Origin of the sequence: Chitinophaga sp., from assembly GCF_039596135.1 — a bacterium.
In the GTDB taxonomy this organism is placed as follows: Bacteria; Bacteroidota; Bacteroidia; order Chitinophagales; family Chitinophagaceae; genus Chitinophaga.
In genome coordinates this window covers 413,862-426,927 of sequence record NZ_JBCNKH010000001.1, presented here as the reverse complement: position 1 = coordinate 426,927, position 13,066 = coordinate 413,862, and the positions used below count along the sequence as shown (strand labels likewise).

General features: G+C 47.4%; 14 protein-coding genes. 6 read left to right on the top strand and 8 right to left on the bottom strand.

The annotated features are described in order from the left end of the window. Window positions 1–31: 31 nt before the first annotated feature. Both ABDW16_RS01825 and ABDW16_RS01820 read right to left on the bottom strand, forming a co-directional pair. Window positions 32–1,354, bottom strand: coding sequence for a Gfo/Idh/MocA family oxidoreductase (locus ABDW16_RS01825; RefSeq protein ID WP_343667403.1), 1,323 nt, complete (start codon window positions 1,352–1,354; stop codon window positions 32–34). A gap of 21 nt (window positions 1,355–1,375) precedes the next feature. Next, on the bottom strand, window positions 1,376–2,344 hold the full coding sequence (locus ABDW16_RS01820; RefSeq protein ID WP_343667402.1) for a formylglycine-generating enzyme family protein: 969 nt from the start codon (window positions 2,342–2,344) through the stop codon (window positions 1,376–1,378). A gap of 99 nt (window positions 2,345–2,443) precedes the next feature. On the opposite strand from ABDW16_RS01820, the gene ABDW16_RS01815 reads away from it, so the two are divergent. The 4 genes from ABDW16_RS01815 (at window position 2,444) to ABDW16_RS01800 (ending at window position 7,228) form a co-directional block, all read left to right on the top strand. Beyond that, window positions 2,444–3,361, top strand: a complete 918-nt coding sequence (locus ABDW16_RS01815) for a TIM barrel protein (RefSeq protein WP_343667401.1) — start codon at window positions 2,444–2,446, stop codon at window positions 3,359–3,361. Window positions 3,362–3,391: 30 nt separating this feature from the next. Beyond that, the gene (locus ABDW16_RS01810; RefSeq protein ID WP_343667400.1) at window positions 3,392–3,742 is read left to right on the top strand and encodes a phage holin family protein; all 351 of its coding nucleotides are present in this window, start codon (window positions 3,392–3,394) and stop codon (window positions 3,740–3,742) included. Continuing rightward, entirely contained in the window at window positions 3,742–5,703 is a 1,962-nt protein-coding gene (locus ABDW16_RS01805) for a thiamine pyrophosphate-dependent enzyme (RefSeq protein WP_343667399.1), read from the top strand. The genes ABDW16_RS01810 and ABDW16_RS01805 overlap by 1 nt, the downstream gene beginning before the upstream one ends. A gap of 298 nt (window positions 5,704–6,001) precedes the next feature. Next, window positions 6,002–7,228, top strand: a complete 1,227-nt coding sequence (locus tag ABDW16_RS01800; protein WP_343667398.1) for an MFS transporter — start codon at window positions 6,002–6,004, stop codon at window positions 7,226–7,228. 72 nt (window positions 7,229–7,300) lie between these two features. Here ABDW16_RS01800 and ABDW16_RS01795 read toward each other — a convergent pair whose 3' ends face one another. From ABDW16_RS01795 to ABDW16_RS01785, 3 genes are read right to left on the bottom strand one after another with little or no spacing between them, the layout of a single operon-like run. Further along, window positions 7,301–8,377 carry an iron-containing alcohol dehydrogenase family protein gene (locus ABDW16_RS01795; protein ID WP_343667397.1) on the bottom strand — a complete coding sequence of 359 codons (1,077 nt, stop codon included), beginning with the start codon at window positions 8,375–8,377 and terminating at the stop codon, window positions 7,301–7,303. Window positions 8,378–8,395: 18 nt separating this feature from the next. Next, entirely contained in the window at window positions 8,396–9,124 is a 729-nt protein-coding gene (kdsB, locus tag ABDW16_RS01790; protein WP_343667396.1) for a 3-deoxy-manno-octulosonate cytidylyltransferase, read from the bottom strand. Continuing rightward, on the bottom strand, window positions 9,125–10,315 hold the full coding sequence (locus ABDW16_RS01785; protein ID WP_343667395.1) for a DegT/DnrJ/EryC1/StrS family aminotransferase: 1,191 nt from the start codon (window positions 10,313–10,315) through the stop codon (window positions 9,125–9,127). It abuts the gene before it with no gap. 81 nt (window positions 10,316–10,396) lie between these two features. On the opposite strand from ABDW16_RS01785, the gene ABDW16_RS01780 reads away from it, so the two are divergent. Then, window positions 10,397–10,819 (top strand): nuclear transport factor 2 family protein, encoded by a 423-nt coding sequence (locus ABDW16_RS01780; RefSeq protein ID WP_343667394.1) that lies wholly within the window; start codon window positions 10,397–10,399, stop codon window positions 10,817–10,819. 126 nt (window positions 10,820–10,945) lie between these two features. Here the strand turns inward: ABDW16_RS01780 and ABDW16_RS01775 are convergent, their stop codons facing one another. Next, the gene (locus ABDW16_RS01775) at window positions 10,946–11,143 is read right to left on the bottom strand and encodes a hypothetical protein (RefSeq protein WP_343667393.1); all 198 of its coding nucleotides are present in this window, start codon (window positions 11,141–11,143) and stop codon (window positions 10,946–10,948) included. A 499-nt stretch (window positions 11,144–11,642) separates the two neighbouring features. On the opposite strand from ABDW16_RS01775, the gene ABDW16_RS01770 reads away from it, so the two are divergent. Then, a complete protein-coding gene (locus ABDW16_RS01770; protein ID WP_343667392.1) occupies window positions 11,643–11,852 on the top strand; it encodes a general stress protein CsbD in 210 nt (69 codons plus the stop codon). Between the two features lie 61 nt (window positions 11,853–11,913). Here ABDW16_RS01770 and ABDW16_RS01765 read toward each other — a convergent pair whose 3' ends face one another. Continuing rightward, window positions 11,914–12,195 carry a hypothetical protein gene (locus ABDW16_RS01765; protein ID WP_343667391.1) on the bottom strand — a complete coding sequence of 94 codons (282 nt, stop codon included), beginning with the start codon at window positions 12,193–12,195 and terminating at the stop codon, window positions 11,914–11,916. Further along, window positions 12,195–12,974 carry a glycoside hydrolase family 25 protein gene (locus ABDW16_RS01760; RefSeq protein WP_343667390.1) on the bottom strand — a complete coding sequence of 260 codons (780 nt, stop codon included), beginning with the start codon at window positions 12,972–12,974 and terminating at the stop codon, window positions 12,195–12,197. The genes ABDW16_RS01765 and ABDW16_RS01760 overlap by 1 nt, the downstream gene beginning before the upstream one ends. Between the last annotated feature and the right edge of the window lie 92 nt (window positions 12,975–13,066).

Sequence of the window (13,066 nt, the reverse complement as noted above, 5' to 3'; positions counted from 1 at the left end):
CGGGCTTTTAAAGGCCCGGACTATGCGAAAGTTAAACGTATCTCGTAGTACCAGGTTTTGCTACAGGATAATTCCCATCTGCATCCGGCAATATCTGCGGTTTCGCATCAAATGCATATGTAGCTGGTTGTAAATTCAGGTCCAGCTTCAATGCCTGATCAAAAGGAATGACCTGCCCGGAGTAGGTAGCCAATCTGCCTATGATAGCAGTAAGCGTAGTCTTCGCAGCCCGCTCTGCGTCCTGGTATTTGAATACTCCTTTGGCGACTGCATCAAAGAGTTCATCATGCTCCGACTGATACGGCTGGTTCTCCTGTTTCTTGTCAAACTGGTACAGCACCTTTCCCTTGTGATCCTGAATCACAGCCCTGTCGCAAATAATGCGGCCTTTGGTGCCTGAGATCTCTTCATCTACCCGGCTGGCGCTATCTTTCCAGTGACGGCACTGGCTATTCATGGCCACGCCATTTGCAAAGCGATACTCTACAGCATGGTGATCGTATATTTCACCAAATTCCTTGCCTGTGCGAATCTGGCGCCCACCCATGCCTACGGCTGTCACCGGGTATTCATTCATGAACCAGTTGCCTACATCTATATTATGAATATGCTGCTCTACGATATGATCTCCACAGAGCCAATTGAAATAATACCAGTTGCGCATCTGGTATTCCATCTCTGTATATTCAGGTTTGCGGGGTCTTACCCACAGGGCACCCTGGTTCCACCACACATTCATCGAAGTAATATCCCCGATAATGCCATCCTGCGCACGTTTAAACAGTTCTCTGTAAGAGTTTTGATAGCGGCGTTGCAGACCTACTACTACGTTCAGCTTTTTTGCCTTCGCTATTTCAGCAGCAGCCAATACTCTTCGGATACCAGCAGGATCTGTAGCCACCGGCTTTTCCATGAAGATATGCTTGCCCTGTTTTACCGCTTCTTCAAAGTGAATGGGTCTGAAACCCGGAGGGGTGGCAAGTATTACCACATCTGCCAGCGGAATGGCTTTCAGGTAAGCATCGAAGCCTACGAATTTATGTTCCTCTTTTACATTCAACCGGCCAGGGTTATCACCTAGCTCCCCTTTTATGTTTTCATAGCTTTCGTTCAGCCGGTCAGCAAAGGCATCGGCCATAGCTACCAGTTGTACATTCTGTTTTGTGCTCAGGGCTTGTACAGCAGCACCTGTACCGCGGCCTCCGCAGCCAATCACAGCGATCTTAATAACATCGCTGGCGCCGGAGAAAAAATTGGCCTGACTGATTAAAGGCAGGGTTAACAGTCCTCCTGCCAGCAGCGAGGATTGCTTTACAAAGTCACGACGACCTGAGTGGAATTCTTTTTTTTGCATGATAGTGAGTGTTTTAACATGTTATCTGGAACCAATATATTTATCCAGCACGTCAGCAAAGAACTGCTCGGCTTCTTCTTTTGTGGGTTGCTTTACAGGGCGGATAATGCGAAATCCGATAAAAGGTGCATCGGCATTCCACCACTTGCTTTTAGGTATCTGGGGGTCGCGTCTGTTCCAATCCGGATCAGATTTCAGGCGGGCCGCACTGCGCAGTTGTGCCGCATTATCCTGGTAATTGCCCCCTTTGATGCTACGGGGCGTCTTGGAAGTAGGTTGCTTCCATGGATCTGTGTCGGGCGCCTGTTCCAGGTAGTGAACATCATACTGATCGAGTGTCCATTCTGCTACATTGCCCAGCATATCGTACAGTCCCCAGGCATTGGGCTGCAATTCCCCTACTTTGTGGTACCTGCCATCGCTGTTGCCTGCATACCAGGCGTACTGTTTTAAGCTGGCGCTGTCCTTGCCAAATGGATAAGCAGTAGCAGCTCCTGCACGACAGGCGTATTCCCATTCTGCTTCTGTAGGCAGGCGGTAAAAAATGCCGGTTTTCGCATATAGCCAGCGACAGTACATCAGTGCTCCGTATTGGCTCATACTGTTTGCCGGAAAGCCTCCCTGCTTACCCATACCCAGGGTGAGGTCTATGTATGGCGGGCTGGGGCGGGTCATACCATCCGGAACGGGGGTTTTGTCCTTTTCTGCATCGGCATACACATCGTATTCATCAAAAGTGACTTCGTGTGCGCCCATCCAGAATGCCCCGATCTTTACCTGTTGGCGGGGGCCTTCGTCTTCCTTCCTGCCTTTTTCCGAGACAGGGCTCCCCCAGCTGAACGAACCAGCAGGAATAGGCACCATCTTAAAAGACACTGTAGTACCAGGAAGGGTAGCCGTATATGGCTGGTTGGGCGGACTATTGTCCTGGCCGGATACCCATTGGGTGATCAAACAGCCGAGTGACAGTGCAAGCAATTTGTTTTTCATAACACCGGTTTAAAGAATCGATAGTGAATTTATTAAATCGATTGCGGCAAAGCAATGTTTTTTATACATTTAATAATCTCATGCAATAAACATTACGTTATGGAAAGAAGAAAATTCTTGCAGCAGGGCACCCTGGCAGGTCTGTCAACCCTTGCATTCAATGCTGCCACTGCCGCAGCCATTCCCTCGGTAACCGAGGCTGGAAAGCCTTTTAACCTGAACTATGCCCCCCATGATGGGATGTTTAAAAACAGCGCCGGCAACAATGTACTGGACCAGATTCAATTTATGTACGACCAGGGTTTCCGGTCTTTTGAAGACAATGGCCTTATGAACCGCGATGTGGCCGAACAGGAAAAGATTGGCAACCTGCTGGCGAAACTGGGTATGCAAATGGGCGTATTTGTGATAGACGGTGGAGACAACTGGAAGACCTCCCTCACTACCGGCAAACAAGAGTTCAGGGATACCTTTGTAAAGGTATGCCGCAAGGCACTGGAAACCGCAAAACGAGTGAATGCCAAATGGGCTACATTCGTACCCGGCTACTTTGAGCGCAACCTCCCTATCGGCGTGCAAACAGGCAACGTCATTGAAGCGCTTCGCCCCGGCGCCGCCATCCTGGAGTCACAAGGCCTCGTGATGGTGCTGGAGCCCCTGAGCGACAATGCAGACCTCTTTCTCCGTACAGCAGAACAAACCTATATGATATGCAAAGCGGTGAATAGCCCCAGTTGTAAAATACTCTATGATATCTACCACATGCAGCGCAATACCGGCAACCTGATACCTGTGATGGATTTGTGCTGGGACGAGATCGCCTATATTCAGATCGGAGACAACCCCGGCAGAAAAGAACCCACTACCGGCGAGATCAACTACAAGAACATTTTCAAACATTTACATTCCAAAGGATACAAGGGCGTACTGGGCATGGAGCATGGTAATGCCCACCCCGGAAAAGAAGGAGAGATAGCACTGATAAAGGCTTACAGGGAAAGCGATGCATTTCTGTAATTTCCTTACCTTTCATTCAAATTTATCTGTATGAATTTCCTGATCCGCCTGTTAATTAGCGCCATCGCAGCCATGGTTACGGCTTATGTGTTGCCTGGTGTAAATATTAACAGCTTCACTACCGCTCTTGTACTGGCAATTGTATTGGCGATACTGAACCTGCTGGTAAAACCTATCTTAATACTGCTCACATTGCCCGTGACCATCATTACTCTTGGGCTATTTCTGTTAGTCATCAATGCGGTCATCATCATGATAGCCAGCTCGCTGGTGCGTGGATTCAAGGTAGATGGATTTATATGGGCATTGCTGTTCAGCCTTGTGCTCACAATCGTTACAGGCATTATGAATAGCCTGGCAGGGACCAGCCATGAAGACTGATGTACTTCGACCGCACACATATCAGTGATAACCAATTGCTGGGCTTTTACAAAGCCTTACTTTACCCCCGGCTGGTGGAGGAGAAAATGTTGTTGCTACTGCGGCAGGGAAAGATAAGTAAATGGTTTTCCGGTATAGGGCAGGAAGCGATTGCCGTAGGCGCCACTTTAGCCCTGGATGAAGATGAATGGATATTACCACTGCATCGTAACCTCGGTGTATTTACAACGAGGCAGATGCCATTGCAACAGTTGTTTCATCAGTGGCAGGGTAGTCCGCTGGGATATAGTAAAGGCCGGGAACGATCTTTTCATTTTGGCAGCACAGCGCACCACATTTTTGGGATGATCTCTCACCTCGGGCCACAGCTATCCGTGGCGGATGGTATTGCACTGGCTGCTCAGCTCAAAAACTTAGATAAAGTGGTTCTGGCCTTTACGGGCGAAGGCGGTACCAGCGAAGGCGAATTTCACGAAGCGCTGAATGTGGCAGCAGTGTGGGGCCTGCCTGTGATTTTCTTAATTGAAAATAACGGCTATGGGCTGAGTACCCCGGTAGCAGAACAATATCGCTGTGAACAGCTGGTACAGCGGGCAGCAGGATATGGCATGCGGGGCATGCGCATCAACGGGAATAATATCCTGGAGGTATACCATGCGGTGCGCGAAGCAAAACGCCATACCTTGCAGGAAAGGCAACCAGTATTGATAGAGGCCATGACCTTTAGAATGCGGGGGCATGAAGAAGCCAGTGGCACAAAATACGTTCCCCCTGCCCTGCTGGAGGAATGGGCGAAACAGGACCCGATCTTACATTTTGAAAAGTTCTTACAGTTTTTGAACCTGGCAGATGATTCCATCCGGGAGTCACTAAAACAGGAAATTGATCACGATATACAGGCGGTATTGCACGAAACTGTGCATACTTTTAATTTAGATGAGGAGCCGCTTGATGTGTATGCGCCAGCACCGGCCCCCATAGCTCCTACTGGTGCTGTATCAGAAAAACGGTTTATTAATGCTATTGCCGATGCCCTGCATCAGGCTATGGACCTGCATCCTGATCTTATTCTCATGGGCCAGGATATAGCGGAGTATGGTGGCGCATTCAAGATCACAGAGGGATTGGTGGGCTTATACGGTAAGGAACGGGTACGCAATACTCCCTTGTGTGAGAGTGCTATAGTAGGTGCCGGATTGGGCTTGTCAGTGATGGGCTATAGAAGTATGGTGGAAATGCAGTTTGCCGACTTTGTTACCTGCGGATTTAACCAGATTGTAAACAACCTCGCGAAGATTCATTACCGCTGGGGCCAGCATGCCAATGTGGTTATTCGACTGCCTGCAGGGGCCGGTGTAGGGGCAGGCCCCTTCCATTCACAGAGTAATGAGGCCTGGTTTACGCATACACCGGGATTGAAGGTAGTGTACCCCGCTACCCCTGAAGATGCAAAAGGGTTGTTGCTGGCAGCATTGGCAGATCCCAACCCGGTATTGTACTTTGAACATAAAGCCTTGTACAGGAGCATCAGTGGCCCCGTGCCCGATGCACCTTATACAATAGAGATAGGGAAAGCAAAGGTAGTGCAGGATGGAGACGATGTCAGCATCATCACTTATGGTGCAGGAGTGCATTGGGCACTGGAATATGCGCATCAGCACCCGGAGTTGTCTATATACATCCTGGATTTGAGATCTCTGCAACCACTGGACTTTAATGCTATTCACCAGGCGGTGGTTGCCACCGGCAAGGTCCTGGTGCTACATGAAGCGACCCTGACCGGCGGATTCGGTGGTGAGATTGCCGCATGGATAGGCGAACACTGCTTCAAGCAGCTGGATGCTCCCGTTATGCGCTGTGCATCTCTGGATACTCCCGTACCTTTTGCTGCAGAACTGGAAGCAAATTTCCTTGCGAAGTCAAGACTGCATGAACGTGTACAGACATTACTGGAATATTAAGCTTCGGAAATTTTCCTCCTTTTTCTAAAATGAATGTGCTAACTTGCACCCCGGATCATTAAACAATTTTTTTATGTTGCTTGCCGTAGTTAATAACGTAGAAACCACAGATTTTTTCAGAGCTGGAGATGCATTTGCTCATTACGCTACATATGTAGTAATCGGTTTATTTACTGCAATGTTCCTGGTTGCTGCGTTTAAGTACGTAAAACGCTAATATTCAACTTCTTCATGATACTAAAGAGCTGTCTTAAATAATTAAGACGGCTTTTTTATTGCCCTTCACTACCTTTGCATCATGGATCAGTCGCACGGAAGAATCTATACCTTCCACTTTATTATGCTATGCCTTAGCAATGCACTGTTTTCCGCCAGCTACAACATGATGCTACCAGACTTGCCTGCTTACCTCAGCAGCATGGGCGGCGAACAATACAAAGGCTATATTCTCGCTTTGTTTACACTCATGGCAGGCCTGTCACGCCCTTTTAGCGGTAAACTGACAGATACCGTTGGCCGCGTTCCGGTAATGATTTTCGGCTCCGTGATCTGTGTGATCTGTAGCCTGCTCTATCCCCTGGTTAGCACTGTAGCCGCCTTCTTATTACTTCGGTTCTTTCATGGTTTCTCCACAGGCTTCAAGCCCACCGGTACCGCTGCATATGTTGCCGATATCGTACCCACTACCCGCAGAGCAGAGGCAATGGGCATGGTCGGACTCTTCAGCACTATTGGTATGGCCCTTGGCCCGGCCATAGGCGGATACGTCACCTCTATCTGGGATATTCACGTCATGTTTCAGTTATCTGCCGTGTTCGCCCTGTTATCGGTAGTGATCCTGGTAGGCGGTATGAAAGAAACCCTGCCGAATAAACAAGGCTTCCGCCTCTCCTCACTCAAGATCTCTAAATCCGAAATATTTGAGCCATTGGTACTGGCACCGGTGATTGTTACATTTATCACCTACTATAGCTACGGCGTATTGTTCACTATCATTCCTGATTTCAGTGCATATGTAGGCCTGCCGCCAGCGAGCAAAGGCCTGTTTTATACCTTCTTCACTGCCAGTTCTATCAGCATCCGTTTGTTAGCGGGTAAGGTCTCTGACCGGTATGGCAGATTGCCGGTATTGAAGATCGCGACCGTGATTATGGCTATCGGGGTATTTACACTGGGTGTGGCCAACACGCCTGCGCTTATGCTTACTGCCGCTGTGATCTATGGCATATCTGTAGGGTTAAACTCTCCTGCTGTGACAGCGTGGACCATCGACCTTGGCAGACCGGAACACAAAGGAAGAGCACTGGCTTCTATGTACATTGCACAGGAAGCAGGAATCGGTATAGGCGCTTACCTGTCAGCCTTTGTTTATCATAACGATTCCAGGCTTTTCCCGATCACCTTCTACTCTACCGCTATAGTGACATTGCTGGCTACGGTCTATTTGATCTTTATTTATCAAAATCGCCGGATGCAAACTGTAAAACAATTTGTATTTTCACCAGGCAAGTGGTTTCAACGATAATTCATGCTTAGTAAAATAAAAAATCCCGGCGCTGCAAGGCGACCGGGATTTCTCTTTTAATATTAAGTCTGATTATAGTCTTTCGTACAGTGCTCTCAGTCTTTCTCTTGTCATTTTCTCTTTCCAATCCTTACCCAGCGCATTCTCCCACAATGGAGCCATACCCAGTGACACATCGATCATGATGTTGAATTGCTCATCTGTCAGTCCTTTGGTAATACCCTGTGGAATGTCGATGTTGTGCTTCTTCACCATTTCTTTGAATTCCACTACGCCTTCAGGATAGAATTCTTCCAGCTTGTCGAACACGATACAGTTACCGATGCCGTGCTTGGTACCCAGCAGGTAAGCCAGACCATAGCTCACAGCATGTGCTACACCCACCTGGGAATAGGCGATACTCATACCACCGGCATAAGATGCCATCATCAGTTTCTCGTCAGCATCGTCATCCCACTCAGACTTCTGCAGGAAGATTTCCTGGCACAGGCGCAGGGCTTCTTCACCATAAGAGCGACTGAAAGCATTCAGGTAGGTACCCGTCAGGGATTCTATGCAGTGGATATAGCAGTCCATAGCAGTATAGAACATCTGGTTCTTAGGTACGCCCCTGATTAATTCAGGATCAAGTACAATCTGGTCGAACGGAGTAAAGTCGGAGTTCATACCCAGCTTGCGGGTAGGCCCTGTTAGTACACAGGTACGGCTTACTTCAGCACCGGTACCGGAAATAGTAGGAATACCGGCCTTGTAAACGCCAGGATATTTTACCAGGTCCCAACCCTGATAGTCAGCAGAAGAACCTGGGTTGGTCATCATCAGAGATACCGCTTTGGCCGTGTCCATTACAGAACCACCACCGATACCGATAATACCGCTCACTTCTCCAAATTCAGCTTTCAGCTCATCTCTGAGTTTGTCTACGTATTTGGTTTTAGGTTCGTCAGTTACGTCAATATATACAATTTTGTCCTTGCCTCTCACTGGGATACGCTTAGCGAAAACGTCGTTTCCCTGGAAGAAGTAGTCCACGAAAAATATCATGGGAGCATCTCCTTTACGGCGGGGAGCCAATATTTCATCCAGTTGGTCAAAACATCCGCGGCCATATACCACATAGTCAACCATCTTAAAGTTCCTGAATTTCATCTCGGTCTATTAATATTGTTATAATAATTTTTCTGCTTTCACCAGGTCGTCTGGTGTATCTATCTCCACACCCATGTACTCAGTCACCACCATTTTCATGGAGATGCCATTTTCCAGGTAGCGCAGGCATTCTATTTTTTCAGCGGCTTCCAGCGGGCTTACCGGCATTTGGGTAAAGGCCAGCAGGGTGTTGCGGCGGAATGCATAGATACCGATGTGCTCATAATAAACGGTTTTCACCTGTTTATCACGGGGATAAGGGATTACGGAACGGGAGAAGAAAAGAGCGTTGAACTGTTTATCTACGGCTACCTTCACATAGTTAGGGTCTTCGATGGATGCCCAGTCTTTCAGCTCCTGCATCAGGGAGGCCACCTGTACCTTCTGGCCAGCTTCGCCTTCGAACACCTGGAGGAGTTTTTCCAGCGGCTCTTTCTGGGTAAAAGGTTCGTCTCCCTGTACATTTACGATGATCTCTACATCTTCCCTGTCGGCGATCGCTTCGGCAATACGGTCAGTGCCGCACTCATGCTCCTTTTGGCTCATGACTGCTTTACCACCATTGTTCACAATCTCCTGGTAGATAATATCGGAATCTGTTACGACCATTACTTCGTCGAACACACCTGTTTTCACGGTGCTTTCGTAGGTACGCAGTATTACTGACTTACCTCCCAGTTTAGCCATCAGCTTGCCCGGGAAACGGGTAGCGCCATAGCGGGCAGGTATTAAGGCTACTTTTTTCATTTACAGGGCACTTTTTACTGCATTTACCAGTTTCTCAGCACGCTCAGTTACCTCAGCATCGCTCCAGCCTAAGTTGATAGGTGTGCAGATGCAACGGCTCATGATGGCGTCAGAAGCAGGGAATTGTTTTACTTTGTACAGTTCCATAGCCTGCTGCAGGCCTGGTGCAAAACGGCTTAACACCGTACTTTGCTTGAAGTGTTCCCAGTTGCGGATATAATGCCAGTTGTTATCGTACCAGTAGAAAGCAGGCAGACCGGCAGCTTTCATAGCAGCGGCAGCAGCTCTGGCCTGTGATTCTTCCGGCAGGAAGAAGGCGAGGAAGGTAGCACTATCTCCTTCTGCATCCGGCAGGCGGCGGAAGCTCACCTGTGGAATAGCAGACAGTGCATCTTTGAAAATCTTTTTGGTTTTGCGCTGGATGCCCAGGAAAGTATCCAGTTTTCTAACCTGCGCGAGGCCTACTGCAGCGTGCAGTTCAGAAATGCGGTAGTTGTACCCTACGAATGGGTGCAGGTCTGCACCGCGGTCTACACCCAGGTGGTCATGGCCATGGTCAGCATAACCATCGCATTTAGTCCATATATCCTTGTCGTTGGTAACGATGGCACCACCTTCTGCACAGGTAATGGTCTTTACAAAGTCGAAGGAGAAGGCGCCAGCCTGGCCAATAGTGCCTACAGCTTTACCTTTATAAGTTGCGCCAAATGATTGACAGGCGTCTTCAAGTAAAATCAGGTTGTGTTTGTCGCAGATGGCCTTCAGCGCATCCAGGTCAGCCATGGCACCACACATGTGTACAGGCATTACCGCCTTGGTGCGTGGAGTGATTGCTGCCTCAACGGCTTTAGGGTCCAGGGTCAGGGTATCATCTACATCTACCAGCACCGGGGTGGCGCCTACCGAGAAGATACACTCAAAACTTGCCACAAATGTGAAGGTCGGCATAATCACTTCGTCTCCTGCACCTATGCCCAATGCCGCCATTGCGGTGGTCAGGGCTGCCGTACCGCTGGATACCAGCTGGGTGTATCCAACATTCAGTTTTTCAGAAATGGCTTGTTCCAGCTCCTTTGCTTTCCAGATGCCTTTGCGTGGGCCATCAAACCCATAGCGCATAAAGATGCCGGTTTCCAGCACGTCATTTACTTCCTTGCGTTCTTCCGGTCCAAAAAATTCATATCCGGGCATAAGTTGTTGATTTTTTGCAAAGGTAGTATAATCAAGTACTCGGCCCTCGGAAAAACTGTTTATCTTTTACTAAAAATTACCATGCGTTTTATCCTGTATCTTATCCTGTTGACAATCCCGTCTATAGCAGCACGGGCGCAACATCCGGATAGCGAGATCCGTCAGCTGCTGGCAGTACAAACCAGTACCTGGAACCAGGGGAATATAGAAGGCTTTATGCAAACGTATTGGCAATCAGATTCTTTATTATTTGTAGGCAGCCACGGCCCTACCTATGGCTGGCAGGCTACCCTGGATAGGTACAAAAAATCCTACCCGGATACCGCAGCAATGGGCAAACTGGATTTCAAGATCCTGGAAATCAGACCTTTGGCAAAAGATCTTTGTTTTGTGGTAGGTAAGTGGCATTTGCAGCGAAGCGTGGGCGATCTGCAGGGGGCTTATACCTTATTGATAAGGAAAATAAAGGGACATTGGAAGATCATTGCTGATCATAGCAGTTAGGAATGGCTATAAAAAGAAAACCATCCCATGAATGGGACGGCCTGCTATACACCACAACATTAAAGAAGAATCTTACTAATCGTTTGATATCCATAATAGGTTAATCAATAAACTATGGCAAACGAATTAGTTTTTATTATTTGATCGATCCTGATCCCTTACCGCTAGGTTTTCGTCTTCCGGTTTTTCGGAAAGCTTCTCATGAAGCGGGTTGGTCCTGGTATCGGCTTTATCGGTTGTTAGAATTTCAGCTTTGTGCTGTAAAGGTTGTTTATGTTCTTCACGAGGAGGCTGTTTATCCGGTTTATCGCTATCATGTAGCATGGTGTTCCGTTTTAATTGTTAACAGTTCCTTTTTATCAATCAATACGTATATACCTTTGCAAAGTATGTACCATCCCGAAATACTTGCCAATAGGGCATTTCATAGTGCTTCTATGAGTAAATGACTCCACACATTGCGTAATGCGACAACAAACGTGTTTCTCTGGTCTCCACAAATCGACCCTCGCAGGGCATGCTGCAATAGATTGCATCTGAAGTGCTAAAATGGGATTTGAACAATTTTAGCAGATTTTTTGTTCCTATATTTAGTAGGTAGACCCCTTCAAACTGTTTTTCATTATAGGTTACAATTGATCAATGCGGTTTGCTTTTTTGCCCTTAAATGCTGCCAAATGGCACAGAAGTTGAATATTATTGTATTACGTTCTTGAAGATAACTGTTTGATTTAGACCTCAATGGGAGGGGATTCCCTGTTACCCTGGAACGATGGATTAATACGTCAAATATTGTATAACACCATAAAAATTAAGTTTTACTATGAACATCCGTAGTTACCAGTGGTCGGTACTGAAGAAATTGCTAAAACAACGTTTCACAGAGTTGTCAGATGAGGACCTGGTGTTTGAAACTGGCAAGGAGAAGGAGTTGTATGTACGGTTGGAACGTAAAATAGGCATGCCTCAGGAAGACTTAGCACGTATTATCAAGGGGATGCAGCAGGCGTATCTGCAACAAGCCCTCCTTTAATTCAGTTAATCTTATCATCAATAAATGGCGAATAACGGAAAACGTTGTTCGCCATTTTTCTTTAATAATTATCTGTAGTGTGGCCTTGTTTCCTCCACGTTTTCCACACAATGAAGAGGTATGCCACAAGGGTGATGAAGGCGAAGCTATAAAAGAAGATCATGCGGCCGGGCGTAGATTCCTCCGGCACAGCAAATCCGAGATATAATCCCAGAAAAACATTGATAATTCCCCAGAATAAAAACAAAAAAACCGTCCGGATAATGCGCACGAAATAATACACGATCCGCATATCCATTGGTGGCTTCTCATCTTCCTGTCGGGGTGGCTCCTGATTTTCCATTAGTGCTTTTTTGCGGGAATTAATAACTTACTGAATGCCAGGCTATCTCCCCTGAATACATTGAAGTCTACCGTAGTATTAATACCATTGACCCGGCCCCCATCATTATGCTGCCAGAAAAGCCAGTTCCTTGCTGACGCCGGCTTCTTTTTTTGGTAATAATGGGCGACCCACAGTGGATAATCGTCAAATTCATCGCCAAGGTAGGTTTCGTAAAAATGTACGTTAGTATAAATGATGGGTTTTACACCATAGGCTTTTTCCATTTCTTCCAGCCATACTCTGGCAGTACTCCTGATTACAGCAGCCGGCTGGTTGTTGCTCACCTCGATGTCCAGTACCGGTGGCAGGTCACCCGGCTCCAGCTGCACGATGTTCTGAAAATTGATGGCCTGCTTGAGCGGGTCACGGGTAGCATAGAAGAAGTGGTAAGCGCCACGCACCACACCAGCCCTTTTGGCGCGGGACCAATTCTGTTTGAAGTTGGCATCCTGGCGGGTGATACCCTCCGTTGCCTTGATGAACGCAAATGAAATATGGATATTTTCCACCTGCATCTGCTCTACCGCTTCCCAGTTTATATTCTTCTGAAATTTGGAGACATCGATCCCATGTATTTCATAGTCAACAGGCATATCAATACCAAACTCCTCATATCTTACAAAGTTGAGCCCTCCTGTTTTCTCCTGGTACCATATCAGTCCGGCGATAGTACCCCCCATCAAAATCAGGATGATGAGAGACAGGCGCCACGCTTTTTTAACTCTGAACTTTGCCACGATAATAATTATTCTGCTTTTAGCATAGCCTTTGCTTTTGGAGTATCCGCTACGTATTGACTATGTCAAATTTATAGCAAGTATAATATTAT

What these genes read in the sequence shown, in the direction of transcription:
- ABDW16_RS01825 (WP_343667403.1), bottom strand. Translation starts at nt 1,354, where the DNA reads ATGCAAAAAAAAGAATTCCACTCAGGTCGTCGTGACTTTGTAAAGCAA.
- ABDW16_RS01820 (WP_343667402.1), bottom strand. Translation starts at nt 2,344, where the DNA reads ATGAAAAACAAATTGCTTGCACTGTCACTCGGCTGTTTGATCACCCAA.
- ABDW16_RS01815 (WP_343667401.1), top strand. Translation starts at nt 2,444, where the DNA reads ATGGAAAGAAGAAAATTCTTGCAGCAGGGCACCCTGGCAGGTCTGTCA.
- ABDW16_RS01810 (WP_343667400.1), top strand. Translation starts at nt 3,392, where the DNA reads ATGAATTTCCTGATCCGCCTGTTAATTAGCGCCATCGCAGCCATGGTT.
- ABDW16_RS01805 (WP_343667399.1), top strand. Translation starts at nt 3,742, where the DNA reads ATGTACTTCGACCGCACACATATCAGTGATAACCAATTGCTGGGCTTT.
- ABDW16_RS01800 (WP_343667398.1), top strand. Translation starts at nt 6,002, where the DNA reads ATGGATCAGTCGCACGGAAGAATCTATACCTTCCACTTTATTATGCTA.
- ABDW16_RS01795 (WP_343667397.1), bottom strand. Translation starts at nt 8,377, where the DNA reads ATGAAATTCAGGAACTTTAAGATGGTTGACTATGTGGTATATGGCCGC.
- kdsB (WP_343667396.1), bottom strand. Translation starts at nt 9,124, where the DNA reads ATGAAAAAAGTAGCCTTAATACCTGCCCGCTATGGCGCTACCCGTTTC.
- ABDW16_RS01785 (WP_343667395.1), bottom strand. Translation starts at nt 10,315, where the DNA reads ATGCCCGGATATGAATTTTTTGGACCGGAAGAACGCAAGGAAGTAAAT.
- ABDW16_RS01780 (WP_343667394.1), top strand. Translation starts at nt 10,397, where the DNA reads ATGCGTTTTATCCTGTATCTTATCCTGTTGACAATCCCGTCTATAGCA.
- ABDW16_RS01775 (WP_343667393.1), bottom strand. Translation starts at nt 11,143, where the DNA reads ATGCTACATGATAGCGATAAACCGGATAAACAGCCTCCTCGTGAAGAA.
- ABDW16_RS01770 (WP_343667392.1), top strand. Translation starts at nt 11,643, where the DNA reads ATGAACATCCGTAGTTACCAGTGGTCGGTACTGAAGAAATTGCTAAAA.
- ABDW16_RS01765 (WP_343667391.1), bottom strand. Translation starts at nt 12,195, where the DNA reads ATGGAAAATCAGGAGCCACCCCGACAGGAAGATGAGAAGCCACCAATG.